Below are 26,016 nucleotides of genomic sequence, written 5' to 3'. Positions count from 1 at the left end.
CGTTCGGGCAGGATGCCGTGCATGCTCCCCGAGCGCGCGCCTCTGCCGTACGCCGCCCGCATATCCACCGCCGACGTCGCCCGTTCCGGACTGGACCTCGGCTTCCCCACCGTGATCGGCGACGAGGTCTGGTGGGAGGAGGACCGGCCCGCCCAGCAGGGCCGCCGGACCATCGTCCACCGCGCCGCCGACGGGCAGCGGCGCGAGATCCTCCCGGCACCGTGGGACGCCCGCACGCGGGTGCACGAATACGGCGGGCGGTCGTATCTCGTCATCCCCGAACACGGCGTCGTTTTCGCCGAACATTCTGACCAGCGTCTTTACCTGGTCGATTCGGGAGAACCCCGGGCGATCACCGATGAACCCGACTGCCGATACGCCGATCTTTCCTGGTCTCATGGGCGCGTTTATGGCGTACAGGAAAAACACCATGACGACGGAAAGGTGGAACGCGCCGTTGTCGCCGTTTCGCTGAACGGCACGGTTTCGGTCATCGCGTCGGGGTCGGATTTCTACGCGTCCCCCACGGTCTCCCCCGACGGGGAACACGTGGCCTACATCTGCTGGAACCACCCGCGCATGCCGTGGGTCGGCACCGAACTGCGCATCACCCGCATCGACGACGGCTCGTCGTGGACGGTCAAGGGCGGCCCGGCCGAATCGGTGCTCGCGCCGACGTGGAAGGACGACCGCAACCTCTACCTGGTGTCCGACTGGTCGGGCTGGTGGAACCTCTACCAGATCGGCATGTTCGGCACCTCCCCCCGCGCGCTGTTCCCCTCGGAGGAGGAGTTCGCCGGACCGCTGTGGCAGCTCGGCGGGCGGCCCTACGTGGTGCTCGGCGACGGCCGCCTCGGAGTGCTCCACGGGCAGGGCAACCTGCGGCTGGGCCTGCTCGACGTCGAGTCGGGCCTCCTGGAGGATCTCGACGTCCCCTACGACGGCTTCCAGCCCGCGCTGTCGGCCGACGGGCGGATGCTCGTCGGGGTCGGATACGGCTGGGACCTGCCGCGCTCCGTCGTGCGCGTGGACACCGTGACGGGCCGGGTCGAGGGCCTGCGGCGGGACATCGCCGAGTTGCCCGACGTCGCCTACCTGCCCCGGCCCTCGGCGGTGATGATCGACCACCGGGTGCCCGCCTATCTGTACCCGCCGCTCGACGCCACCGGCCCCTCCCCTTTCGTGGTGTTCGCGCACGGGGGCCCGACCGGACACGTGACGACGGAGCTCAGCCTGGCGCGGGCCTTCTTCACCACGCGGGGCATCGGGGTGCTCGACGTGAACTACGGGGGCTCCACCGGATACGGGCGGGCCTACCGGGAGAAACTGAGCGGCCAGTGGGGCGTGGTCGACGTCGACGACGTCGTCGCGGCGGCCGAATGGCTGGCGTTCTCCGGCCACGCCGACCCCGACCGGATCGCGATCCGCGGCGGCAGCGCGGGAGGCTGGACCGTGCTGGCGGCCTGCGCGGCCTCCGACGTGTTCGCCGGGGGCGTCTCCATCGCCGGGGTCACCTCGCTGGGGCCGCTCATCGAGACGACGCACGACTTCGAGTCGCAGTACGCCGGATGGCTCGCCGGGCCCGACGGCGCACTCCGTGAGCCGCTAGCCCGGGTCGGGGAGATCGACTGTCCCGTGCTGCTGCTCCAGGGGCTCAACGACCCGGTCGTGCCGCCGTCGCAGGCCGAGACGTTCGAGGCCGCGCTGACGGCGCGAGAGGTTCCGTGTACGTATCTCGCCTTCGAGGGCGAGAGCCACGGGTTCCGCCGCATCGAGACCCGAACCGCCGCCCTCGCCGCCGAACTGTCCTTCTACCTGCAGATATTTGGCTAACGCGAGCACGACCACCGCGACGGACGCGGCGAGGCCGAACCAGAACGCGGGCAGCATCTCGACCTCGAGCATGTGCAGAACCGAGACCCCCCGCAGCGTGCCGGCCAGGCACGACGCCATGAGCCCCGCACCCACCTGCCTCGACCGGGCCAGCGAGGCGAGCACCAGGATGACGACCAGGCTCGTCCAGCGACTTCCAAGCCACGCGAGGTCGATCACCGTGTCCGTGGACGCGGTGCAGCATGCGAAACGGGAGCCGTCCCATCGTTCGATCACGGTCCACGGAAGGGTCCAGACGTAGATGTAGCCCGTTCCCACTGCGACACCCACGACGGCCAGCACCAGGTTCGGCCGGGACAGCCGGAACCTCCACCGTTCCCGCCAGACCACCGCGAACACGACCAGCAGCGGCACCGCCAGCATGCCCCAGTGCCGCCACCAGTCGTGAACGGGAGGGTCGACCCAGACCGCGTCGAGCGGACGGCGAACCGCGGCGGCAGCGTGAAAGACGAGAAGGCCCAGCGTGAAAGCCTGCCCGAAGCACGCCGTCCGCCGGAACAACAGCAGCGTTGCGGCGATCAGGGGGAGATAGAACACGGGATTGGCCACCAGCGAGATCCACAGGTCGCGGTCGGCGACGAACAGGCCCGACCATCCCGCCAACCGGAAATCTTCATCGAGGCTCAACCCGACATACCCGACGATCGCCACCGCACCGGCGAAATCCCCCCACCGGACGCGCCGCCGTTCCGGAGCCGGGGCGGTCTGCTCACAGACCGGGCAGGTCAGCCAGTCGGGAACCGTGTCCGTCCGGCAGTCGAGACACAGCATGCGAGGAGTATGACGTACAACATCATTTCCAACCAGAAAGGCCCGCCTGGCGGGCGGGCCCTCCGCACAGCGGGACTAGCGGGTCGCGGCCTTGAGGATGAGCGAGGTCACCAGGTCGGGGTGGCTCATCATCGGCACGTGCGAGCTGTTGACCTCGACGATCACGCCCTTGGCCCGCTTGGCCATCGCGCGCTCGGCCACCGTCGGGATGATGTTGTCCTGCTTGGCGACCACGAAGTAGCTCGGGATCGTCTTCCAGGCGGCGGGCCCGGAGGGGGTCACCAGAGCCGCGAGGGCGCCGGGACGCTGGGTGGCGGCCATCACCGCGGTGGTGCTGCGGGGCAGGTCCTGGGCGAACAGACGGTGGAAGTGGGCCGGGTCGATGTAGGCGTCGGCGTCGCCCCCCTGGGCGCCGGGGAACGGCTTGGTCTTCAGGTGGCTGGTGACCTCGGTCTCGCCACCGGCCAGGTGGTTGGCGTCGGACACGCTCTCACCCTCGTCGAGGGCGTAGGCGGCGACGTACACGAGGGACTTGACGTTGGCGAGCCCGGTCGCGGCGTTGCTGATCACGGCGCCGCCGTAGGAGTGCCCGACCAGCACGACGGGGCCGGGGATGGTCGTCAGGAACTGGCGCAGATACTCGGCGTCGGAGGCGGGGCCGCGCAGCGGGTTGGAGAACGCGGTCACCTCGTAGCCCTTGCGGATCAACCGGCCGGCGACGTCGTTCCAGCCACTGGAGTCGGCGAAGGCACCGTGGACGAGCACGATGGTCGGCTTCGGCTTGGGGGTGCCGGCGGCCTGGGCCGGTCCGGCGATGGTGAGTCCGGCCAGGAGGAAGGTCGCGAGAAGGGTCTTGAACAAGCGGGTCATGCGCTCATCGTGTGCGGGACGGACATGCTGGCGAATCATGTGGTCTTCGTAGTCTTTGCGCGAGATGTCCCGGTGCCGTCACGTGCTTTCCGTGTCCACGCGCGGCCTGTCGCAGATCTGGCGGGACAAGCGGGAAGCCGACCTCCACGCACCCGAATTCCGCACAGTGCGGGGCTGTGACCTGTGAGCCTCTCGGAGCTCGTAGACGGACCGTGAAGCGCCCGACCGCCCACCAACGCGATCAACGCATCAGCCTGCTCCGCCAGGTCAGCGACTCGAACCCGATCCACCGCCCCGGCGACAGAGCGCCTGGCTCGATCGATCGGTGGCTAACGCGACCTGGCCGAACTTCCTCGATTCCTGTCGGCCTGCGGCGCTGTTCGAGGGGCGCTGAGCCAGCAGAAGGGCATGCGCGCCGATGGAGTCGGCCAAACGGCGGTCCGGCGCCGGGCTTCCCTCGCTGCGATCTGGCGGCGGCGCGGCCTGTCTCATCAATGGGTCTGCCGCATGGTCGATCACCTGCGGGGCGGCACATCGCATGCATCGCGGAACACCCGGCTGACCGGGAAGCGCAGGTGAAGCCCCATCGCTGCGGCAGCTGAGCGGTGTGACGATGCCCGCCCTGTGTAAGCGGCAGATGGGTAGTGGCGTCTTCTCCGCGGACCTCTATGAGCTGCTAACAAAATGAACATCGCTGGTCCCTGCGCGGGTGCTGCGCGGTGCCTCAGCTGCGGGGTCGGCGCACAGCAACGGTGGGTCGCCGAGCACCGGAATGATGCTGTTTGAACTCCTGAGTGCAGGCGACCGAGGAGTCGATCGCCTGCACAACTCGAGGGCCGGAAGATCGCCGCTAGCGTGCGAACTCGGTGGCCCTCGACTCTCGCACAACCGTGATCCGGATCTGACCCGGGTAGGTCAGCTCCTCCTCGACCTGCTTCGCCACGTCACGTGCGATCACCTGCGCCTGGATGTCGTCGACGTTGTCGGGGCGCACCATCACGCGGATCTCGCGCCCCGCCTGCATGGCGAACACCTTCTCCACGCCCTCGTGCCCCTGGGCGATCTCCTCGAGCCGCTCCAGCCGCTTCACGTAGGCTTCCAGGCTCTCCCGCCGCGCCCCCGGCCGGCTGCCGCTGATCGCGTCGGCGGCCTGCGTGAGAACCGCTTCGACGGTACGCACCTCGACCTCGTTGTGGTGCGCCTCGATAGCGTGGACGACGTCTTCGTGCTCCCCGTATCGACGTGCGATCTCGGCGCCGATGAGGGCGTGGCTGCCCTCGACCTCGTGGGTGAGGGCCTTGCCGATGTCGTGGAGCAGCGCGCAGCGCTTCACCAGGTCACGGTCGAGCCGCAGCTCGGAGGCCATGATGCCGGCGATGTGGGCCGACTCGATGAGGTGCTTGAGCACGTTCTGGCCGTAGGAGGTGCGGTAGCGGAGCTGCCCGAGCAGGGTGATCAGCTCGGGGTGCATCTCGGTGATGCCGAGTTCGACGAGGGCGTCTTCCCCGGCTCGTACACAGAGATCCCGCACTTCCGCTTTGCTGCGCTCGTAGGCCTCTTCGATCCGTTGCGGATGGATGCGCCCGTCGAGTACCAGTTTCTCCAGGGTCAGCCTGGCGGTCTCGCGGCGCACGGGATCGAAACACGACAGCAGCACCGCCTCGGGCGTGTCGTCGATGATCAGGTTCACCCCGGTCGTCGACTCGAAGGCCCGGATGTTGCGGCCTTCGCGCCCGATGATGCGCCCCTTCATCTCGTCGCCGGGAAGGTGCAGCACGCTCACGACCGACTCGGCCGTCTGCTCGGTCGCGACCCGCTGAACCGCCAGCGTCACGATCTTGCAGGCCCGCTTCTCGCCCTCCTTCCGCGCGTCACCCTCGATCTCCCGGATGATCAGCGCCGCCTCGCGCTTGGCCTGGTTCTCGATCTCCTTGACCAGCTCACCCTTGGCCTGGTCGGCGGTCAGCCCCGCCAGCCGCTCGAGGATCTCCCGCCGCTGCTCGCCCATCTTGTCGAGCTCGGCCCGGCGCCCGGCCAGATCGGTCTCGCTCTCGGCCAGCTTCCCGACCCGCTCGGTGTGCAGCCGCCCCTCTTCGTCGAGCCGCCGCTCCCGCTCCGCCAGCCGCCCTTCCCGCCGCTCGAGGTCGGCGCGCAGCTCCTTCAGCTCGTTCTTCAGCGTGCGCGACTCCTCCTCGACCTCCCGCCGCATCACCGCGGCGCCCTCGACGATCGCCTCGGACTTCCGGATGATCTCCCCGGCGTCGTTCTCGGCCTTGTCGCGGATCTCCGCGGCCTCCTCGCGAGCCCTCTCCAACTCCTTCTCGCGGAGGCTCTCGCTGAGCTCCGCGCGGATCTGGTCAAGCTGCTCCTGACTCGGACCGAGCTCTTTCGGGGCGGTACGACGGAGCAAAATGATCAGGAGGGCCGCAATCGCCGCGAAGGCAAGCAGCAGCACCGCCACTGCAAGCACGATCACGATCGTCATGTCCATGCGCACCCACCCCTTCTAGCGTCAAGCCGACAAGGGGTCACCAGCACAGCACGAAGACACCTGGTGGCACCACCAGGACATATATTCGTACCCCGAAAAGATCGAGGGCCGTGGTTCACCGTTATGGCAATCCGCGCTGCGCGGAGTAACTCCTTACTGCGGTCGAGGTTAAGCGTCATTCGGGTAACGAGCAAGCAAAGACGCGGCAGGTGGCGAGTTTTTCTCGATCATCATTTCCCGGTTTCCGGACGAGCCGGACGGGGCAAGCGATCACGGAATGGATTTGATCCGTTTCCGAACGTCATGACCGATAGGCCCGAGATGCCGCAAAGAACCCGTTGCGACAACGTCCCAGAGACGGCCAACAACCACGATCAGGATCATTTGAGCACGGGGACGGTCATACTCGGCGTCAAGACACGCGGCCACCGGACACCCCCAGACCACCCCGAACGGGACACCCCAAGCCCGGCCATCCACAGCACCCCGATCGCCCTGCCGAAGCGACGGCAGACGCCTGCTGCCGTCCGGGAAAGGCGCGGAGAAACCCCTCACTCAAAGCCCCAAAAGCCTTGTCTCCGTTACGGCTCCGCCTGGCCGGCACCGCCCACCGCCTCCGAACCTCCCCGTAACCGGCGCCAACCGGCCGTGCCCGGCGATCACAGCAAGTCCAGGTAGCCGCCCTCGCCCTCGTCGGTCTCCTCACCCTCGGCTTCCAGAGCCTCTCTGACGATCCGGAAGGCCAGCCCGGCCGAATACCCCTTCCGCGCCAGCATGCCGACCAGCTTCCGGGTCCGGGCGCGGGGATCGGCTCCCCTGGTCGAGCGCAGCTTCCGTTCGACCAGCCGACGAGCCGTCTCGACCTCCTCATCGGGGTCGAGTTGTTCAACCGCCTCCTTGACGGTCTCCTCCTCGACCCCGCGATGCCGCAACTCCTGAGCCAGCGCCCGCCGTGCCAGTCCCCGCCCGTGATGACGCGAGCTCACCCACGCGGCCGCGAACGCCTGATCGTCGATGAGCCCGACCTCGGAGTAGCGTTCGAGCACCCGCTCGGCCACCTCTTCGGGAATCTCCTTCTTCAGCAGCGCCTCGGCGAGTTGGGCCCGTGTCCGGGGAGCGAGAGTGAGCAGCCGCAGACAGATCCCCCGTGCTCGCGCCTCAGGATCGGAACTGTTCTCCTCGGAAGACGCCCCCCGCCGCTTCGACCGACGACCGGCATCGTCACCACCGCCGAAGAGCCCTTCGCCTTCGGCAACCCCGCCGCCATCCGCATCACCACGACGAGACGCCCGCCGCCCCGCCTTCCCACGCCGCCCCCGGCCGACGGCTTCGTCGTCCGGCAACCCACCCCAGTCACGGGGATTCGGCCGATCACCCGAAACTTCACCGGATCTCGCGCCCCCGACGAACGGATGAGCACTCTCCGGCCGACCCTCTCCAGAAGCGTTCGGCCCTTCGTCCTTGCCCTGACCATCACCACGAGAGGTCGGGACACCATCTCTGCGGTCGTCGTTCGCAGGTGGGCGGCCTTCCTCTCCCTGCCGAACCTCATCTTCTCTGTCATCCACAGGGAACGGGCTCGGTTGCTCCACCTGATCACCGCCGGAAAGCCGACTCAGTCGCTCCCCCACAGCTCCGGGAGAAGACCGGCCCACACGCCTCCGGCCACCACGAGCAGACGAGCGATCTTCCCGCTCCTGCTCGGTCTCACCAGATGACCAGCCCGAACGTTCCCCACTGTCACCCGGTGAGAATGGGCTCAAGTTCTCCGGCTGATCATCGCCAGAACCGCGACTCCGGCCCTCCCGTGAAGCTCCAGGAGATGATCGACCCAGCCTCCGCCGACCGCCCTCAGAAGGCCCGTCAGCGTACTCCCCGTCACCAGGCAACTCAGGGGCGTCGGCATCAAGAGAACGGTCGCGATTCTCCCCATCCGCCCTCAGAGAGCGCCCAGCTCCCCCTCGCTCGCCACGAGGAAATCGACCCGGACTCCCCAGATCGCCACTTCGAGCCGAGCTCTTTGGACCGTCTCCGCGAGCGGTCCGAGCCAACCTCTCTCGGTCGTCCCCACGAGCGGACCGACCCGAACCCCCCGAATCACCGCCACGAGTGACCCGACCCGAACCCTCCGGATCGCCGCCACGAGTAACCCGGCCCGAACCCCCCGAATCACCGCTACGAGTAACCCGGCCCGAACCCCCCGAATCACCGCTACGAGTGACCCGGCCAGAACCCCCCGAATCGCCACCACGAGTGATCCGGCCCGAACCCCCCGGATCGCGCTCATGAGAAGACCGACTCGCACGCCCCCGATCGGCGTCTGCCGGGGATGCCCTCTCGCCGTCGGGCAAGCGGCCGAAACGGGCCCGCAGATCGTCGGCCAGATCGTCGTTGGCACCCCGATCAAGGTGGGCGCCGGGCTCTTCGCCCGGCCATCCACCCCCACCCCGTACTAGCTCCGGGTCGATTTCCGACCACGTCGAACCGCCTGAGGTCCACACCGAGCGCGAATCGTCGGACTCGCGCTCTTCTCCCCAGCGGTCGTCGTTGTCATAGGGCCACCCGGAGGGGCCCCTGTCCCAGGAGTCGGAAGGTCGCACGGGATCGGTTAGACGTCACCCGGCTTCGGGGTGGCGGCGGCCTTGGAACCTCGGCCGGTCGGGGCCGGGGCGGCCACGGGGACGGCGGGGGTTTCGGGCTTGGCGTCGAGGCGGGGGCCGACGCCGAGCTTTTCCTTGATCTTCTTCTCGATCTCGTTGGCGATGTCGGGGTTGTTCTTCAGGAAGTTGCGGGCGTTCTCCTTGCCCTGGCCGAGCTGGTCGCCCTCGTAGGTGTACCAAGCTCCGGCCTTGCGGACGAAGCCGTGTTCCACGCCCATGTCGATCAGGCCGCCCTCGCGGCTGATGCCGAAGCCGTAGAGGATGTCGAAGTCGGCCGTGCGGAAGGGCGGGGCCATCTTGTTCTTGACGACCTTCACGCGGGTGCGGTTGCCGACGGGCTCGGTGCCGTCTTTCAGGGTCTCGATGCGGCGCACGTCGAGGCGGACCGACGCGTAGAACTTCAGCGCCTTACCGCCCGTCGTGGTCTCGGGCGAGCCGAACATGACGCCGATCTTCTCGCGGAGCTGGTTGATGAAGATCGCGGTGGTGCCGGTGTTGTTGAGGGCGCCGGCGACCTTGCGGAGGGCCTGGGACATCAGGCGGGCCTGGAGACCCACGTGGCTGTCGCCCATCTCGCCCTCGATTTCGGCCTTGGGCACCAGGGCCGCGACCGAGTCGATGACGATGATGTCGACCGCGCCGGAGCGGATCAGCATGTCGGCGATCTCCAGCGCCTGCTCGCCCGTGTCGGGCTGGGAGACGAGGAGGGCGTCGACGTCGACGCCGAGCTTCTTGGCGTATTCGGGGTCGAGCGCGTGTTCGGCGTCGATGAAGGCGGCGATGCCGCCCTGGCGCTGGGCGTTGGCCACGGCGTGGAGGGCGACGGTCGTCTTACCGGACGACTCGGGGCCGTAGACCTCGACGATCCGGCCGCGGGGGAAGCCGCCGATGCCGAGGGCGACGTCGAGGGCGATCGCGCCGGTCGGGATGACCTCGACGGGGGCGCGGGCGTCTTCACCCAGGCGCATGACGGAGCCCTTGCCGAACTGCCGCTCGATCTGGGCGAGGGCGGTCTCGAGGGCCTTCTCGCGGTCGTTCACTGCCATTTGGGGTGCCCCCTGTGAGGGTCGTGGGTTGTTCCGGTCACCGGAACGCTATGGGGTGCCACTGACATTTTCTGGAGACGCTGCCTCCAGGGCGGCGGGTTCAAATATAGCCGAACGACTGTTCGATCACACCCGGAACCACCTATGAGTTCGCGTACGGAGAAGGAAAGGGAACCCATCCGGAAGGTCACATTCCCGGGCATTGTGATCAGGGTGTTGCCATGCCGCTGACCTGCGGCGATCCTGGAGGAGACGGGCGAATCAGCCAGACCAGAACCCGCGAGTGAGAAGGCGGCGCCGTGTCGAAGGAAACCGAACGCCGTGCTCTTCTGGAGACGCTCGCCGAGCGGCTCCCCGAGCGCGGGCTCCAGAGCCGGATGCTGGGCGGGGGCGAGCCCGTGCTGTGGATCTGGCATCCCCGCACCAGCAAGCAGACGATCGTCTTCGCCACGCAGTCGGGGGGCGGATGGCTGTTCCTCTGGTCGCCCGACGGGCAGGAGAACGCCGACGATCCCGACGTCGCCGCCGACACACTCGAGAAACTCCTCTCTCAAGCGGCTTGACACCCCATCTCCACAAATGTGTGGCACGCTGATCCGCTGGGCCCGCCGGCGTTGAGGAGATGACAGATGGGCGCACTGGAGGCGAAGGCGGCTCTGGTGACGGGTGGTTCGCGGGGGATCGGGCGGGCTGTCGTACAGAAACTGGCCCGCGAGGGTGCCCACGTGGTTTTCAGCTTCAACGAGAACCGATCGGCGGCCGAGGAGGTCGTCGCCCAGGTGGCCAGGTTCGGCGGCACCGCTCACGCGGTCCGCGCCGACATGGGCTGTCCCGACGACGTGAAACTGCTGTTCGAGCAGGTGGTACGCCATCTCGGCGCGCTCGACATCCTCGTCAACAACGCGGCGATCAACCCGATCAGGCGCATCATCGACGCCACGGCCGACGACTTCGACCGGGTCATGGGCGTGAACGCGAAAGGTCCGTTCCTGGCGATCCAGGCCGCTTCCCGCATTCTGCGCGCGGGCGGGCGGATCGTGAACATCTCCTCGTTCGGCACACGTGCGCCCGCCGAGGGGCTGTCGCTCTATCTGGCCAGCAAGGCGGCGCTGGAGCTGCTGACCGCCGTGGCCGCGCGGGAGCTGGGTGAGCGCGGGATCACCGTCAACGCGATCTCGCCCGGGGTGACCGACACCGAGCTGATGCGCGAGTCGTCGGGCGCGAGCGCCGACGAGACGTTCGACGGGATCACCGCCAAGACGGCCCTGCGGCGGCTGGGCGAACCGGCCGACATCGCCAACGTGGTGGCGTTCCTGGCCGGGCCCGACTCACAGTGGATCACCGGTCAGAATCTGCGCGCGACCGGCGGGCTCATCGTCTGAAAACGGCCCGAGATCACGGCGTTCACCTGTCGAGCGGCGTGGACTCCGCGAAGGTGATCACCATGTATCGCCCATTGGCGTAGCTGACCACGGGACGCCCCAACCGCTCGCCCACCGTGTGGGCCACGCCCTGGAAGAGCTCCACCAGTTCGGGGGTGTCGGCGCTGATCCGGAACCGACCGCTCGCGGCCAGGTGTTCGGCGACCAGGGGAACGAAGTTCGCCTCGGCGCGGATCCGCTCCTCTGCCGTGAGGGGGGTTCGCGTGGGTGCGGGGAGGGTCATCTGCTGATCTTCTCCTGCTAGCGGAGTCTCGGGTCGACGTCGACGACCTGGCAGACCGCCTGCCAGACCTGCTTCGCCGCGAACCCGTCGGCCAGTGCCTGCTCCACGGTCCGGCCGCCGAGTCCTGCGATCACGTAGTCCTTCGCCCAGGACTCGGCGTACGTCTGGCCGAAATGGCTGGACATGCGGTTCCAGAATTCCGTGAGTCGCATGGCCCCCAGTATGGCCGGGTCGTGAGGGTGGTCAGAGCACGCGGGAGCCGTACATCTCGCCGAGGGGGTCGGCGAGGAGTTCGAGGCGGGCGCCGTCGGGGTCGCTGAAGTAGATGGAGGCGCCGCTCTCCATGATGTACGGCACTCCGGCCGCCTCCAGCTTGCCGCGCAGGCGTTCCCACACGACCGGGTCGACGGAGATGGCGATGTGGTGGAGGCCGCCGAGCACCTCTTTGTAGGGGCCGAGGTCGAGGCCGGGGAAGTCGAAGAAGGCCAGCAGGTTGCCGTTGCCGATGTCGAAGAAGAAGTGGTTGGAGCCCTTGTAGTCGCGGTTCTCGAAGATCTCGGTGAGCGGGAACTCCAGAAGGTCCTGGTAGAATTCGATCGTGCGTTCGACATTGGAAGACAGTAGCGCGAAGTGGTGGAGGCCGCGCGCGCTGCTCGGGGGCCGGCGCTCGTGGAGATGGCGCTCCTTTATGGAGTCGCGGGTGGCTTCTATGGCTTCGTAGTCGATGTCCATAGTTCACATGATTGTCGCTTTAACCGCAGATCAACCACATCAGGGCCAACGGAAACCGTCGGTGGCGGGAGGCATGATGTGCGGAGGAGGTGGGGGGCATGGCGAAAGGTGCGCTGAGCAGGTTCGGGGCGGTGACCCGCGAATGGTTCACCGGGGCCTTCGCCGAGCCGACCGCCGCACAGGAGGGCGCCTGGAACTCCATCGCCGACGGTGACCACACGCTGGTGGTGGCCCCGACCGGCTCGGGCAAGACGCTGGCGGCGTTCCTGTGGTCGATCGACCGGCTGGCCACTCGTGAGGATCCCGCGAAGAAGTGCCGGGTGATCTACGTGTCGCCGCTGAAGGCGCTGGCGGTCGACGTCGAGCGCAACCTGCGGGCGCCGCTGACGGGGGTGCGGCAGACGGCGCGGCGCATGGGGGTGGCCGTGCCCGAGATCTCGGTGGCGATCCGGTCGGGCGACACCCCGGCCGAGGAGCGGCGGCGGTTCGCGTCCAAGCCGTCCGACATTCTGATCACGACGCCCGAGTCGCTGTTCCTGCTGCTCACCTCGCAGGCGCGTGAGGCGTTGCGCGAGGTCGAGACGGTGATCGTCGACGAGGTCCACGCGGTGGCGGGCACCAAGCGCGGGGCCCATCTGGCGCTCACCCTCGAACGTCTCGATGCTCTGCTGCCGAAGCCCGCGCAGCGGGTGGGGCTGTCGGCGACCGTGCGGCCGGCCTCCGAGGTGGCGGCGTTCCTGGGGGGTGCGCGGCCGGCGAAGGTCGTCCAGCCGCCGTCCGAGAAGGTGATCGAGGTCGATGTGGTCGTTCCCGTCGAGGACATGGCCGAGATCACCTCACGTGACGACGGGCAACCCGGCCAGCGCAGCATCTGGCCGCATGTCGAGGAGCATCTGCTCGATCTGATCGAGGCCCACCGGTCGACGATCATCTTCGCCAACTCGCGGCGGCTGTCGGAGCGGTTGTGCAGCAGGCTCAACGAGCTGGCCTATGAGCGGAGCACGTCCGAGTCGATGCCCTCCGGGGTGCCCGCCGAGGTGATGGCGCAGGCGGGGGCGTCGAAGGGGGCGATTCCCGAGGTCGTGCGGGCGCACCATGGGTCGGTGTCCAAAGAGGAGCGGTCGCAGATCGAGGAGGCGCTGAAGTCGGGGCGGCTGCCCGCTGTGGTGGCGACGTCCAGCCTTGAGCTGGGGATCGACATGGGGTCGGTCGATCTGGTGGCCTGTGTGGAGGCGCCGCCGAGTGTGGCCAGTGGGTTGCAGCGGGTCGGGCGGGCGGGGCACCAGGTGGGGGCGGTGTCGCGGGGGGTGATCTTCCCGAAATACCGGGGCGATCTCGTCCAGACGGCGGTGGTGGCCGAGCGCATGAAGGCCGGTCAGATCGAGGAGCTGCGTTATCCCCGCAACGCGCTCGACGTCCTGGCCCAGCAGATCGTCGCGATGACCGCGCTCGACGAGTGGACCGTCGACGAGCTCGAGACCGTGATCCGCCGGGCCGCGCCCTATGCCACGCTTCCGCGGTCGGCGCTGGAGGCCACCCTCGACATGCTGGCCGGGCGCTATCCGAGCGAGGAGTTCGCCGAGCTGCGTCCCCGGCTGGTGTGGGATCGGGTGACCGGCACTCTGCGGGGTCGGCCCGGCGCACAGCGGCTCGCGGTCACCAACGGCGGCACCATCCCCGACCGGGGGCTGTTCGGCGTGTTCCTCGTCGGCGAGAAGGCGTCCCGGGTCGGGGAGCTCGATGAGGAGATGGTGTACGAATCCCGCGTCGGCGACGTCTTCGTGCTGGGCGCCTCGTCGTGGCGGATCGAGGACATCACGGCCGACCGGGTGCTCGTCTCCCCCGCGCCCGGGTTGCCGGGGAAGCTGCCGTTCTGGAAGGGCGATCCGCAGGGTCGTCCGGCCGAGCTGGGCCGGGCGATCGGCGCGTTCGTCCGGGAGCTCGCCGGAGCCGGTCCGGCCGCCGGAGATCGGGTGCGCGCCGCCGGGCTCGACGAGTTCGCGGCCGGGAACCTCGTCGGTTATCTCGCGGAGCAGCGGGAGGCGACGGGATACGTACCCGACGATCGAACCCTGCTGGTCGAGAGGTTCCACGACGAACTGGGCGACTGGCGGGTGATCATCCACTCCCCCTTCGGCGCGCGGGTGCACGCGCCGTGGGCGCTGGCCATCGGGCGGCGGCTGCGGGAGCGCTACGGGGTCGACGTCCAGGCCGTCCATTCCGACGACGGGATCATTCTTCGCGTTCCCGACACCCTCGACGAGGCGCCGAGCGACGTGGCGGCGTTCGATCCCGAGGAGATCGAGCAGATCGTCACCGAGGAGCTCGGCGGATCCGCCCTGTTCGCGGCCCGGTTCCGCGAGTGCGCCGGGCGGTCGCTGCTGCTGCCGCGCCGCACTCCCGGGAAGCGGAGCCCGCTGTGGCAGCAACGGCAGCGGTCGGCCCATCTGCTGGGGGTGGCGGCCAAATACGCCGGATTCCCGGTCGTGCTCGAGACGATGCGCGAGTGCCTGCAAGACGTCTTCGACGTGCCCGGCCTGGTGCAGCTCATGCGCGACATCTCGGCGCGGCGGCTGCGGGTGGTCGAGGTGGAGACCCGGCAGGCGTCGCCGTTCGCGGCGTCGCTGCTGTTCAACTACATCGGCGAGTTCATGTACGAAGGCGACGCCCCCCTCGCCGAACGCCGCGCCCAGGCGCTCGCCCTCGACACCTCTCTCCTGGCCGAGCTGATGGGCCAGGCCGACCTGCGGGAACTCCTCGATCCCGACGTGATCGCCGAGACCGAGCGCGAGCTGGCCCGCCTCGACCGGCCGCTGCGCGACGTGGAGGACCTGGCCGACCTGCTGCGCTCCCACGGTCCGCTGCTCGCCGAAGACGTGGCGATCCGCGAGGGCGATCCTGGCTGGCTGACCGAGCTGGAGCGGTCGCGGCGGGCCATCCAGGTGCGGGTGGCCGGGGTGCAGCAGTGGGCGGCGATCGAAGACGCCTGGCGGCTGCGCGACGCGCTGGGGGCGCCGCTGCCGGTGGGCGTGCCGCTGGAGTTCCTCGACGCGCCCGAGACGTCGGCGCGGCCCGATCCGCTGGGCGACCTGCTGTCCCGGCACGCGCGCACCCGAGGGCCGTTCCCCGCCTCCACGGCGGCGGCGCGGTTCGGGGTGGGGATCGCTGTTGTGAGCGATGGGCTGGCTCGGCTGGCGGCGTCCGGGCGGGTGGTCTCGGGCGAGTTCCGGCCGGGTGGGCGCGGCGAGGAGTGGTGCGACGCGGGGGTGCTGCGGCTGCTGCGGCGGCGGTCGCTCGCCCGGCTGCGCAAGGAGGTCGAGCCGGTGCCGCCGGAGGCACTGGCGGTGTTCCTGCCCCGGTGGCATGGGATCCGGACCTACGAACCGCCTGGCCCTTCGGGAGGTGGCCGTTTCGGAACAGGCGACGGCCCTTCGAACGCAGCCGACCGGTCGGCTGTCGGTGCGTCCGCCGGTGGCGGGTCGGGTGTCTCTGGATCTGCCGCTTCCTATCGGGCGATGGATTCGCTGGTGGCGGCGATCGAGCGGTTGCAGGGGGCGGCGGTGCCCGCTTCGGCGCTGGAGACGCTGGTGCTGCCGGGGCGGGTGCCCGGGTATTCGCCCGCGCTGCTCGACGAGCTGACCTCCTCCGGGGAGGTGCTCTGGGTCGGGCAGGGGGCGCTGCCCGGCGGTGACGGGTGGGTGTCGCTCTACTTCGCCGACACGGCGCCGGTGCTGATGCCGGTGCCCGGTGAGATCACCATGACCCCGGTTCACGAGGCCGTGCTCGGCGTGCTCTCGGGGGGCGGGGCGCTGTTCTTCCGGGATCTGTCGAACCGGGTGGTGCACGGCGGGATACCCGACGACGCCACGCTCTCGGCGGCCCTGTGGGATCTGGTCTGGTCGGGGCGGGTCACGGGCGACACGCTCGCACCGTTGCGCGCCACCCTCGGCACGGGCAAACCGGCGCATCGTCCCGCCGCTCCGTCGCGGCGGCGCCGGGCCGTGCTGCCGACGCGTTCGGGTCCGCCGACGGTCGGGGGGCGGTGGTGGCTGCTGCCCGAACCCTCGGGTGAGGTGACACTGCGGGCCCAGGCGCAGGCCGAGATGCTGCTCGAACGCCACGGCGTGGTGACGCGCGGCGGGGTCATGGCCGAGCGGCTGCCGGGTGGGTTCGCGGCCGTCTACCAGGTGCTGCGGGCGTTCGAGGAGAGCGGGCGGTGCCGACGGGGCTATTTCGTCGAGGGGCTGGGCGGGGCGCAGTTCGCGCTGCCGGGGGCGGTCGACCGGTTGCGGGCGTCCGAGAAGAAGGAAGCGGCGGTGGTGCCGCCTCCGGCCGAGGGTGACTACGTCGATCCGTGGACGGCCTGGCGTCCCCAGGGCGCCGAACGCGAGGCCCCCAAGGCGACCGTGATGGCGGCGGCCGACCCGGCCAACCCGTTCGGGGCGGCGCTGCCGTGGCCCGACCGAGGCGGGGACGCCGGGCACCGGCCGGGGCGCAAGGCCGGGTCATTGGTGGTGACCGTGGCGGGGAGGCTCGTGCTCTATGTCGAACGAGGCGGGAAGACCCTGCTGTCGTTCGGGGAGGACGAGCATCTGACCGTGGCGGTGGCGGCGCTGGCCGGGGCAGTGAGGGAAGGGGCGCTGGGGCGGTTGACCGTCGAGCGGGCCGACGGCGCCTCGATCAACGACTCGCCCCTGGGTGCGGCGCTGGAGGCGGCGGGTTTCCACCCGACACCGCGAGGCCTGCGGATAAGGGGCTGATCGGCGCTTATGGTGAGGAATGATGCGGGCTGAGGCGAGGAGGCGTAATGGCATGGACTGCGGCGGACATCGCCGACCTGTCGGGCAAGGGCGCGATCGTGACCGGTGCCAGCAACGGGCTCGGGCTCATCGCGGCGGGTGAACTCGCCCGGCGAGGAGCGAAAGTCGTCTTCGCGGTACGTGACGTGGGCAAAGGCGAAGCGGCTGCGGCTAGGGTCCGATCTGCGGCACCGAAAGCCGAGATCGTGGTGTCCCGGTTGGATCTGTCCGACCTTTCCTCTGTACGCGACTTCGCCGGTCGTATCCCCGAGGTGTTCCCCCACGGGGTCGACATCCTGATGAACAACGCCGGCGTGATGGCGCTGCCCCGGCGGGTCTCCCCCGACGGATATGAACTGCAGTTCGCGACCAATCACCTGGGGCATTTCGCGCTGACCGGGCTGCTGATGCCCTCTCTGCTGCTACGGCGTTCGCCCCGGGTGGTGACGGTGAGTTCCAATCTCCATACGCGGGGACGGATCGACTTCAACGACCTGAACGGGAACCGGCGCTACACGCCTTACGGGGCTTACTCGCAGTCCAAGCTCGCCAACCTGCTCTTCACCTATGAGCTGCAGCGGCGGGCCGCGGCCACCTCGCTGCTGTCCCTGGCCGCGCATCCCGGGTATGCGTCGACGGGGCTGCAGGAGGCGGGGCCCCGGATGACGGGGAGCGCGTGGCAGGCCGCGGTGGTGCGGGCGGTCAACTCGGTCATGGCACAGCGGCCGGAGATGGGCGCCCTGCCGCAGCTCTACGCGGCGACGGCGCCGGGGGTACCGCGTGCGGGGTATTTCGGGCCTGACGGGCGCGCGGGGATGCGGGGGTATCCGACGCTGGTGGAGAGCAGCCCGGCGTCGCATGACGAGGCTGTGGCTCGGCGGCTTTGGGATGAGTCGGAGCAGATGACGGGAGTGCGGTACAGCTTCGCGGGGTGAAGCGCCGTAAGTGCGATACGGACTCGCGGTGTGGGGCCTCGTGCCGGGAATGCGGCCACCATCTCGGGAGGAGAAGCCACAACCGGAACGCGGGACGACTTCGCAGGACGCAGCGCCATGATGCGAGTGCGATACAGCTTTACGGGGTGAGACACCGTGGCGGGAACACGATAGAGCTTCACAGGCGAGGTCTATCCCGGGAATGCGGTTTGGTTTCGTAGGGGGGATGTCGCGACCGAAACACAGCGCCGCTTCACAGGAGGCGACTCCGCGGCACGCATGCGATACGGCTTCGTGGCGTGGGGCCGTAGCGGAATGCGGCACAGCGTCACAGGAGGGGACGCAGCGCTGCGACGGAATGCGGCGCCGCTTTACGATGTGAGATCCGTGACGGAAATGCGGAGCAGCATCTCAAGTTGGACGCAGCGACCAGAACGAGGCACAACTTCGCAGGACGCAACGCCGTGACGCGCGAGAGTGATCCAGCTTCACGGCATGAGGCCCGTGGCGGAATCGCGGCAGCATCTCAGGTTGGGACACCGCGGCCGGAGTGCGGCACAACTTCGCAGGACGCGGCGCCATGACACGAGTGCGATACAGCTTCGCGGGCTAGCGGTTGGAGTGGAGGTTCTCAGCGCCCATCAGGCCTTCGTGGCGATGACGGAGTCATGCCGGATCGCCAGCAGAGCCGCGGCGGCACAACGGGATCGGCCTGATGTTGAAGAACGGCCGGGAAACCATTCCCGATTTCAGTCTTGGTCGGCCAGGGTTTCGGTGTTACTTAATTTGGTTGATATCGAGGCGACCTATAGGCCCGGTTGAGTTCCACCCGATGGGCAGTTCCGGAAATCATCGAAATCAGGCTGTGCGTGGTGGATCTCGGTTCTCAAGCACGGGTCGGGCGGCATCGGATTCCGGTCGGCCGGAGTGGTCCACGGTCAGCGAATTCTGTACCGAGCTGACCGGTCTCACACAAAGCGAAGCCGGCACCGGTGCTTCCTTCTCCGAAGCTTGTTCTCTGCTCGTACAGGCACATGAAGGCAAGGCCAGACCCCGGGCCAGCTGGGGTGATTTCGATCGGCGGCGGTTCTCGGAACAGTGCGCTCGTTCTGGTGTGCGCTACCTGTTCGGTCCCGATCACGCCAAGCGCTGCGCATGGGCTTTCTCCCCCGGAAGCCTTTCTCGAGGGCGTGGAACATCGCGGCGGCAACGACGAATGGAAAGCGGCGGCTCTGGTGCTCGACCTGGTCGCGCGGCGCCTGTGGTCACGTGTGGTTGACTGGAATGGTGAAAACTAATCGGTCTGTTCCGGCCGCCACCGTTATCCCCGTTTTGATTTATCCCGATGTCCGGGAGGCCGTTGCTTGGCTTTCCGGGGCGTTTGGGTTTGTGGAGCGGGTGCGCATTGGGGAGAATCACCGCTCGCAGCTTCGTGTCGGCGACGGAGCGGTGATCCTCGCGGATATGGGAGGCGCCCAGCGGCCCCCCAGCCCGGGTGAGGTCACCCATTCGGTCATCGTGCGGGTCGACGACGTGCAGGCCCACTTCGAGCGGGCCAGGGCCTTCGGGGTCACGATCATCATGGAGCCCGCCGAATTCGGGTTCGGAGAATGCCAGTACTCCGCCGAGGACGTCGCCGGGCACCAATGGACCTTCTCCCAGACGCTCTACGACGTCGCGCCCGAGGAATGGGGTGGGGAGACCGTCAATCCGTAGTCGCCAGGGCCTTGGTCTCCCGTTGGAGCGCGTGCAGGAATCTGGCGGCGTCGCGGCCGTTGATGAGGCGGTGGTCGTAGGCGAGGCCGATGTGGGAGACCTGGCGGGATTTCACTTCGGTGCCGTCCAGGTAGAGGGTCTGCTGGGGGGCGGTGATGGCCAGGGCGCAGGCGGTGCCGGGGAAGATGAAAGGGATCGCCAGGCTGATGCCGCCGTCGTGGTGGAGGGTGACGGCGATGTTGGCATTCGACAGGTCCGAGGTTTTGAAGTCGCCTTTCATCGCGGCGACGCGGTATTCCATGAGTTTCGTCGCGACCTCCTGGAGGGATTTCGCGGCGGCGTCGTGGATGACCGGGACGTACAGGCCATCGCCCGTGTCGAAGGTCACGCCGACGTTCGCCGTTTCCGACAGGACGGCCGAGGTGCGGTCGTCGCTGAGGGTCGCGAAGAACAGCGGGAATTCCTCGTGGAGTTTCGCGACGGCCATGACGAAGAGTTCGGGGAGTCCGACCGGGCGGCGGACCTGTTTCGTCAGGCGGCGGGTCGCGGCCAGCTCCTCGTCTAGGGGCATGTCGAGGACGGCATAAGCGGCGGGGATCGTGGAGTGCGAGAGCGAGACCGCTCGCCCCACGGCCTGCTGCACTTTGGACAGCGGTGCCGTCGGGACGGAGTTCGCCACCGCCAACCGCTCCACGTCGGTCCGCCGGATCACGGGGATCCCCAGGGCGGCGACCTGGTCTTCGGTGACGCCGAGTTCGTCCATGGCGGCGCGCGCGGGGGCGGTGATCACCGGGCCGGGGCGCTGGGCGGGAATCACTCCGGCCGCCGCCAGGGCGCCCTTCTCGAAAGCGCCCGAGGTCAGGGTGTCCGGATACGGCGAAGCGCCGATGGTGGCGAGGAGGTCCCCGGGCGCGCAGTCGGCCATCAACGCCACTTCCTGGCGCAATACCCCCGTCGCGTCGGCCTCGACCTCTTCGGCCGACTTCGAGGTTTCCAGGACGGCGATCGGGTCGCCCTCCTTGACCTCGGTCCCCGTGGCGACCAGCCACTCCACCAGGACGTAGGAGTCGTCGTTGTTGTTGAGCTTGGGGACCTTCACTTGAGGGACTCCAGCACCGTGTCGTGGATGGTGTTCTCGGTCAGCAGGACGGCACGTTCCAGGTGGGACGCCGTCGGGATGACGCTATCGGCCGAATGGGCCAGCGCGACCGGATTGCGCAGTACGCCCCACAGCTCCCGGTGCAGCGCGTGGGCCACGTCGGCGCCCCAGGTTCCGCCGGCGGTGCTCTCCTCGGCGACGACGACCGACTTCGCGCTTCTCGCGTGGGCGACGAGCGGGGTCACGTCGAGGGGGTGGAGGCGGGAGGGGACGAGCAGGGTGCAGATGATCTCCTGCTCGATCAGCAGCCGGCGCATGGCGGCGATGGCACGGTGGGTGACGCCGCCGGGGGCGATGATCACGCAGTCGGGGGGTGCGTCGACGTGGACGCGGGCTAGGCCGTCGGTCTCGTCCCAGGTGAACAGGTCGTCGATCTCGTGCATGCGCTTGGTGTAGAGGATCTTGTCCTCGAAGAAGACGCAGGGGCGCTCCGAGGCGATCATCCGGGTGAAGACGGCGTGGTTGTCGTGCAGGGGGGACATCTCGTAGACGTCGAGGCCGGGCACGCCGATGAAATGTTTCTGCAAGCTCTGGCTGTGGGTGGGGCCGTAGCCGCGTCCGCCGCCGGTGGGCAGGCGGACGATGAGGCGCATGGGCACGCGGGAGCCGTACATGCTGACCGATTTGGCGGCGAAGTTCACGATCTGGTCGAACGCCAGCGTGACGAAATCGCTGAACATGATCTCGACGATCGCGGTGTTCCCGCACAGCGCCAGGCCCGCGCCGACGCCGGTGATCGCCGATTCGCTGATGGGGGTGGTGAGGACCTGCGCGGGGAACGCGGTCGACAGGCCCCGGGTCGCCTTGAAGGCGCCGCCGTAGGGGTCGAGGAGATCTTCGCCGAGTAGGCGGGCCCTCGGGTCGGCGGCGAGCACCTCGTGGAGTGCATGGTTGAGGTTCTCTACGACTCGCATGTCCGCCTCATCGGGAAAAACCAGTTTTCTGTACGGCTCCGCACACCCTGAGACCCGACCGGTTCACCGGTCCCACCTCGACAGCGGGCGAGCCTTCACATCGCGTACCACCGCGTCGACCAGGTCGCGGGCACGGGCATCCGCCTCCGCGAAATCGATCGCACCCGACATCTCCCGATACCAGTCACGGAGCTCCTCGACGCCTGAACGCGTGTCGTCGCCCTTGCTGTGCGGACCCAGGCGGTTGACCTGGAACTCCACCACGAGAGGTGACCCGGCACGTACAGAAGCGATCAAAGGCGTGAGAACCGCCCGGATCTCGGAGATGTCCTCGGCGGGCAACGCCACATGCGCGACGCCGAAGGCCGCGCAGCGTGACCCGATGTCTCCGGACATGGCGAGCGCGGTCGGCGTCGTCTGCGCGATGCCGTTGTGCTCGACCACGACCAGCAACGGGAGCCCCCACAGGCCGGCCAGGTTGAGCGTCTCGTAGACCGAACCCTCCCCCCACGTGCCGTCACCGATGTAGGCGCAGGCCAGCGCCCCCGAACCCTGGAGGTGCAGGGCCACGCCGGCGGCCACCGGAAGGCTCTCGCCCTGGATACCGGTCGACAGGTAGGTGTCGCGGAGGATGTGCTGGCTGCCGCCGACGCCGCCGCAGACCGCGCCCTCGCGGCCCATGATCTCGGCCAGCAGTCCGGCGGGGTCGTCGAAGCGGGCCAGGTAGTGGCCGTGGCCCCGATGGTTGCTGAAAACGTGGTCGGCGGGGCCGAGCAGCGGCGCCAGGGCCACGGGAACGATTTCCTGGCCCAGGCACGTGTGGGTGGTGCCGTTGAGCTCGCCCTTCGCGAACAGGTCGAGCAGGGCGCGTTCGAAATGGCGGATGAGCAGCAACCGGTCGACGTCGGTGGTCACCTGACGGCCGGTTCCGCCTCGCGGATCGCCTCCACGACGCCCGCGATCGTCGGGGTGTCGAAGAAGACGTCCAAGGGGACCTCGACGCCCAGGCGTTTGCGCATGCGGGCGATGATCTGGGTGATGGTCAGGGAGTGTCCGCCGAGGTCGAACAGGTCCTCGTCGTCGCCGATCTCGTCGATGCCGAGCACTTCCTGCCAGATCTCACGGATGGCGTCGTCCAGGCCGGTCGCCTGTGGGGTGCCGTCCACAGGGGTTTCGGGGTTGTTCATGATGGTGAGAAGGTCCTCCGCTATCCGGGCGACGTCGGAACCGGCGCCGTGTTGCATGATCACGTAAAGGCCGTCGGGATGGTCGACGGCCTGGAGGTGCAGGACGCTGCGTACGGAATGGTTGAAAACGGCCCAGTCGATGGTGGTCTGCACACCGATGAAAACGGGGTCGGGGCGGCGCTTGCGGTAGCTGACGGAGACCTGCGCGAGCGCGGTGCGCGGCCGCACTCCCCTGACGGCGCGGGCGTAGGGGACGTGCCGAAACCGGTACATCTCGCGCAGATCGCGGTGCAGCGTCCGGGCGACGTCGGCGACGGTCCCCTCGACGGTGACCGAAACGGGGAGTTCGTTGACGAACAGGCCGATGTTGTCGCGCACGCCGGGGACGCGGGTGGAGAGGTCGACGGCGACGGTCGGCGCGGGGTTGCCATAGCGGTGCAGCAGGGTGTGCACGGAGGCGAGGAACAGCTCGAATCGCGAGATGCCAGGTAAGTCGGGCATCCGGGCGCGGAACGTGTGCACCGCACCCTCAGACGCGCCGAGTCCGGTCGCGGTCAGGCCCGGCAGCAGCGTCTCGGCGGCGCCCCTGCCTGAAACCAATGCCGCCGCTCCACTGCCTGAAGCCAGCGCCGCCGCTCCCCTGTCTGGACCCGGCGCCACCACGCCCATGTCTGAAACCGGCCCCGCCGCTCCCCTGTCCGAACCCGGCCCCGCAGCACCCCTGACTGAAACCAGTGCCGCTTCTCTGCCTAAACCCAGCGCCACCGCTCCCATGTCTGAAACCAGCGCCGCCGCGGCCCTGTCTGAACCCGGCGCCACCACGCCCATGTCTGAACCCGGCGCCACCACGCCCATGTCTGAAACCGGCCCCACCGCTCCTCTGTCTGAAGCTGGCCCCGCCGCTTCTCTGTCTGAAGCCGGCGCCACCGCTCCCTCGCCTGAAACCGATGCCGCCGCGCCCCTGCTCGAAACAGGCGCTGATGCCCGGTCTGTCACAACGGGCCCTGAAAGCCTTGACGCCCAGTAGGCCTTCGCCTCGGCGAGATCGTCGCGGACCCGTTCCCGCTCGTCCTCCGCGAAGCTCGCGTACGTCATGTCCAGCCGGGGCCGCGACTCGCCGTTGTAGAAGTCGGCCAGGTCTCTGACCAGGATGTCCTTCGACTCGCCGTCGAACACGAGGTGGTGCGCGACGAACACCAGCGCGTGCCGCTCGGGCCCCAGCTTGGCGATCACGAATCGGGCGAGTGGCCCGTTCCCGACGTCGAACGGCCGGAGGGTCTCCTCCCGTACAAGCGACGGAAGGTCGGTGACCTTCGTCAGGCGCACCTCGGGACGCTGTCCGGGGACCATCACCGGAAGCCCGTCGTCCTCGTCGACCGCCGTGGACAGCACGGCGTGCCGCCGGATGACCGCCTCGCACGCCGCGTACAGCGCGCACGCGTCGAGCGCTCCTTCGAAGTCGATGACCAGCGGCATGTGGTAGGCCGTCCGGGCCCGTCCCATGCGCTCGGTGATCCACATCCCGGTCTGCGCGAACGACGCCTCGGTCATGACAGCGCCCGCTTGTCGACCTTGCCGCCCCGGTTGCGCGGCAGCGCGTCCATCGTGGTCACCTTCGCGGGCAGTTCGTGCGACGCGAGCCTTTCGAGCAGGAACGCCCGGAGATCGACGGGTGTGATCTCCTCCTGGACGACCAGGGCCACCGCCACCACTTTCCCGAGCACCGGATGGGGCACCCCGTAGGCCGCCGCCTCCTTGACCAGCGGATGCGCGTGCAGCGCCTCCTCGATCTTCAAAGTCGAGACCTTGTGGGCGCCCGACTTGATGACGTCGCCGGTCCGGTCGACCAGGAACAGGTAGCCCTCCTCGTCGAGGTAGCCGAGGTCCCCCATGCGCACCCACCCGTTCCGGAACGTGTCCGAGTCGGGTTCACCGAGGTAGGCGCGGGGCGCGGGCGACCGCATCCACACCTCGCCGATCTCCCCTGCGGCCGCCGGGGTCCCCTCAGAGGAGGTGATCCGCACGGAGCCGCCCGCGGCGGCCCGTCCCACCGAACCGGGGCGTTCGGGGTCGAACACCATGATCGTCTGAGCGGGCGCGGCCTCGGTGGAGGTGTAGTAGTTCGTGATCATCGCCTTCGGGAACAGCTCTCCGAGCCGCGTCGCCACGGCGGAGGGCAGCGGCGCGGCGGCCGAGCCCAGCAGCAGCACGCTGTCGAGCGGGTCGACCTTCGCCGACAGCAGTTCGATGGCCATCGCGGGCACCAGGAAGACCGTTCCGGCCTGATATTTCGCGATGAGGGAGGCGAACCGCGCGGGGGTGAAGAGCGGGGTCGTCACCACGGCCGGGTGGGCGGCGATGGCGTTCACCAGCATCATCTGGCCGGCGTTGGTCCCGATGGGGAAGGCGTGCGCGAGGTGCTTCGAGTGCCGGAACGCCCGGCGGCGCGGGTCCTGGTGCAGGCCGAAGGCCAGGTTGGCGTGGGTGGCGGTGACGCCCTTGGCCACGCCCGTCGTCCCGCTCGTAAAAAGAATCTGCGCGGGGTCGGAACCTGAAACTTTCACGGAGGCCGAACCCTCCGCACCCTCCGGGACATCCCGCAGAATCCGCTTGATTCCGACTCGATCCGCCAGAAGTCGGATCTCTCCCTCGGGCATCCGGTCGGACATCGGCACCGCGACGGCCCCCGCCCGGAGGACTCCCATGAAGGCCACGGCGTAGTCGAGCCAGGCCGCGTGGGGGAACACCAGCCCCACCGGTTCCGCGGGTTGCACACCGTCGTTGATCAGGATGTTCGCCACCGCGCCGGAGCGCGCGTCCCACCCGGCGTAGGTCAGTTCCCCGACGCCGTGGACGATCATGGCGACGCCGTCAGGCTCGGCGGCGGCGCGGGCCGCCAGCAGATCCGAGAGCGTCATGGGACTTCCTCAAAGATCGGATGAATTATGCCCGTGCGTTATATTACTGGAAAGAATCTTTCCAGTTGGGTCTGTCGCCAGTCTGGCATGGCGCAGAGCCTCGTCACAAGGGGTGCCAGGCTCCGCCAGCCCAATAGGGTTGGCCAGTTTGAGGCTTGTGAGCGGAGCAGGGGCGTGCCAGACTGACGCCGTCCGCTAATTGCAAAGAACCTTTCCAGTTAGCTTCCCCGGCCGAGGCGTTTGGCCTCTTTGTGCTGCAG

20 protein-coding genes are annotated in these 26,016 nt (G+C 68.6%); 8 read left to right on the top strand and 12 right to left on the bottom strand.

Annotated features, from left to right (window positions below; genetic code table 11):
• Positions 1-21 precede the first annotated feature (21 nt).
• Positions 22-1,833 carry a S9 family peptidase gene (locus ACYQ78_RS00480; protein WP_459798610.1) on the top strand — a complete coding sequence of 604 codons (1,812 nt, stop codon included), beginning with the start codon at positions 22-24 and terminating at the stop codon, positions 1,831-1,833.
• A gap of 906 nt (positions 1,834-2,739) precedes the next feature.
• Here the strand turns inward: ACYQ78_RS00480 and ACYQ78_RS00475 are convergent.
• From ACYQ78_RS00475 to ACYQ78_RS00465, 3 genes are all read right to left on the bottom strand, one after another.
• Positions 2,740-3,534: an alpha/beta fold hydrolase gene (locus ACYQ78_RS00475; protein WP_459798609.1), complete on the bottom strand. Its 795-nt coding sequence runs from the start codon at positions 3,532-3,534 to the stop codon at positions 2,740-2,742.
• 850 nt (positions 3,535-4,384) lie between these two features.
• Entirely contained in the window at positions 4,385-6,025 is a 1,641-nt protein-coding gene (gene rny, locus ACYQ78_RS00470) for a ribonuclease Y (RefSeq protein WP_459798608.1), read from the bottom strand.
• Between the two features lie 659 nt (positions 6,026-6,684).
• The gene (locus tag ACYQ78_RS00465; RefSeq protein WP_459799728.1) at positions 6,685-7,593 is read right to left on the bottom strand and encodes a regulatory protein RecX; all 909 of its coding nucleotides are present in this window, start codon (positions 7,591-7,593) and stop codon (positions 6,685-6,687) included.
• Positions 7,594-8,310: 717 nt separating this feature from the next.
• Between ACYQ78_RS00465 and ACYQ78_RS00460 the strand changes: the two genes are divergently transcribed.
• Positions 8,311-8,481, top strand: coding sequence for a hypothetical protein (locus tag ACYQ78_RS00460; RefSeq protein WP_459798607.1), 171 nt, complete (start codon positions 8,311-8,313; stop codon positions 8,479-8,481).
• Between the two features lie 152 nt (positions 8,482-8,633).
• Here the strand turns inward: ACYQ78_RS00460 and recA are convergent, their stop codons facing one another.
• The gene (recA, locus tag ACYQ78_RS00455; RefSeq protein ID WP_459798606.1) at positions 8,634-9,731 is read right to left on the bottom strand and encodes a recombinase RecA; all 1,098 of its coding nucleotides are present in this window, start codon (positions 9,729-9,731) and stop codon (positions 8,634-8,636) included.
• Between the two features lie 299 nt (positions 9,732-10,030).
• Between recA and ACYQ78_RS00450 the strand changes: the two genes are divergently transcribed.
• Together ACYQ78_RS00450 and ACYQ78_RS00445 are read left to right on the top strand one after the other, a co-directional pair.
• Positions 10,031-10,294 carry a hypothetical protein gene (locus ACYQ78_RS00450; RefSeq protein WP_459798605.1) on the top strand — a complete coding sequence of 88 codons (264 nt, stop codon included), beginning with the start codon at positions 10,031-10,033 and terminating at the stop codon, positions 10,292-10,294.
• A 66-nt stretch (positions 10,295-10,360) separates the two neighbouring features.
• Positions 10,361-11,113 (top strand): SDR family NAD(P)-dependent oxidoreductase, encoded by a 753-nt coding sequence (locus ACYQ78_RS00445; protein ID WP_459798604.1) that lies wholly within the window; start codon positions 10,361-10,363, stop codon positions 11,111-11,113.
• A 22-nt stretch (positions 11,114-11,135) separates the two neighbouring features.
• On the opposite strand, the gene ACYQ78_RS00440 is transcribed toward ACYQ78_RS00445, so the two are convergent.
• From ACYQ78_RS00440 to ACYQ78_RS00430, 3 genes are read right to left on the bottom strand one after another with little or no spacing between them, the layout of a single operon-like run.
• Positions 11,136-11,396, bottom strand: a complete 261-nt coding sequence (locus ACYQ78_RS00440) for a hypothetical protein (protein WP_459798603.1) — start codon at positions 11,394-11,396, stop codon at positions 11,136-11,138.
• A 17-nt stretch (positions 11,397-11,413) separates the two neighbouring features.
• Positions 11,414-11,608, bottom strand: coding sequence for a DUF3046 domain-containing protein (locus ACYQ78_RS00435; protein WP_459798602.1), 195 nt, complete (start codon positions 11,606-11,608; stop codon positions 11,414-11,416).
• Positions 11,609-11,639: 31 nt separating this feature from the next.
• A complete protein-coding gene (locus ACYQ78_RS00430; RefSeq protein ID WP_459798601.1) occupies positions 11,640-12,128 on the bottom strand; it encodes a VOC family protein in 489 nt (162 codons plus the stop codon).
• Positions 12,129-12,226: 98 nt separating this feature from the next.
• On the opposite strand from ACYQ78_RS00430, the gene ACYQ78_RS00425 reads away from it, so the two are divergent.
• From ACYQ78_RS00425 to ACYQ78_RS00410, 4 genes are all read left to right on the top strand, one after another.
• Entirely contained in the window at positions 12,227-16,888 is a 4,662-nt protein-coding gene (locus tag ACYQ78_RS00425; protein ID WP_459798600.1) for an ATP-dependent helicase, read from the top strand.
• A gap of 47 nt (positions 16,889-16,935) precedes the next feature.
• Positions 16,936-17,862 (top strand): oxidoreductase, encoded by a 927-nt coding sequence (locus ACYQ78_RS00420; protein ID WP_459798599.1) that lies wholly within the window; start codon positions 16,936-16,938, stop codon positions 17,860-17,862.
• A 1,067-nt stretch (positions 17,863-18,929) separates the two neighbouring features.
• A complete protein-coding gene (locus ACYQ78_RS00415) occupies positions 18,930-19,160 on the top strand; it encodes a hypothetical protein (protein WP_459798598.1) in 231 nt (76 codons plus the stop codon).
• Positions 19,147-19,578: a VOC family protein gene (locus ACYQ78_RS00410; protein ID WP_459798597.1), complete on the top strand. Its 432-nt coding sequence runs from the start codon at positions 19,147-19,149 to the stop codon at positions 19,576-19,578. Before ACYQ78_RS00415 ends, ACYQ78_RS00410 begins: the two co-directional genes overlap by 14 nt.
• On the opposite strand, the gene ACYQ78_RS00405 is transcribed toward ACYQ78_RS00410, so the two are convergent.
• From ACYQ78_RS00405 to ACYQ78_RS00385, 5 genes are all read right to left on the bottom strand, one after another.
• Positions 19,568-20,677 carry a 2-oxo acid dehydrogenase subunit E2 gene (locus ACYQ78_RS00405; RefSeq protein ID WP_459798596.1) on the bottom strand — a complete coding sequence of 370 codons (1,110 nt, stop codon included), beginning with the start codon at positions 20,675-20,677 and terminating at the stop codon, positions 19,568-19,570. The genes ACYQ78_RS00410 and ACYQ78_RS00405 overlap by 11 nt on opposite strands.
• The gene (locus ACYQ78_RS00400) at positions 20,674-21,651 is read right to left on the bottom strand and encodes an alpha-ketoacid dehydrogenase subunit beta (RefSeq protein ID WP_459798595.1); all 978 of its coding nucleotides are present in this window, start codon (positions 21,649-21,651) and stop codon (positions 20,674-20,676) included. Before ACYQ78_RS00400 ends, ACYQ78_RS00405 begins: the two co-directional genes overlap by 4 nt.
• 63 nt (positions 21,652-21,714) lie before the next feature.
• Complete coding sequence (locus ACYQ78_RS00395; protein ID WP_459798594.1) at positions 21,715-22,566, bottom strand: thiamine pyrophosphate-dependent dehydrogenase E1 component subunit alpha; 852 nt, start codon at positions 22,564-22,566, stop codon at positions 21,715-21,717.
• Positions 22,563-24,389: a condensation domain-containing protein gene (locus tag ACYQ78_RS00390; protein WP_459798593.1), complete on the bottom strand. Its 1,827-nt coding sequence runs from the start codon at positions 24,387-24,389 to the stop codon at positions 22,563-22,565. Before ACYQ78_RS00390 ends, ACYQ78_RS00395 begins: the two co-directional genes overlap by 4 nt.
• Entirely contained in the window at positions 24,386-25,756 is a 1,371-nt protein-coding gene (locus ACYQ78_RS00385) for a class I adenylate-forming enzyme family protein (protein ID WP_459798592.1), read from the bottom strand. The genes ACYQ78_RS00390 and ACYQ78_RS00385 overlap by 4 nt, the downstream gene beginning before the upstream one ends.
• Positions 25,757-26,016: the final 260 nt, after the last annotated feature.

Source organism: Herbidospora sp. RD11066 (assembly GCF_054661255.1).
This window is presented reverse-complemented; position numbering and strand designations above follow the sequence as displayed.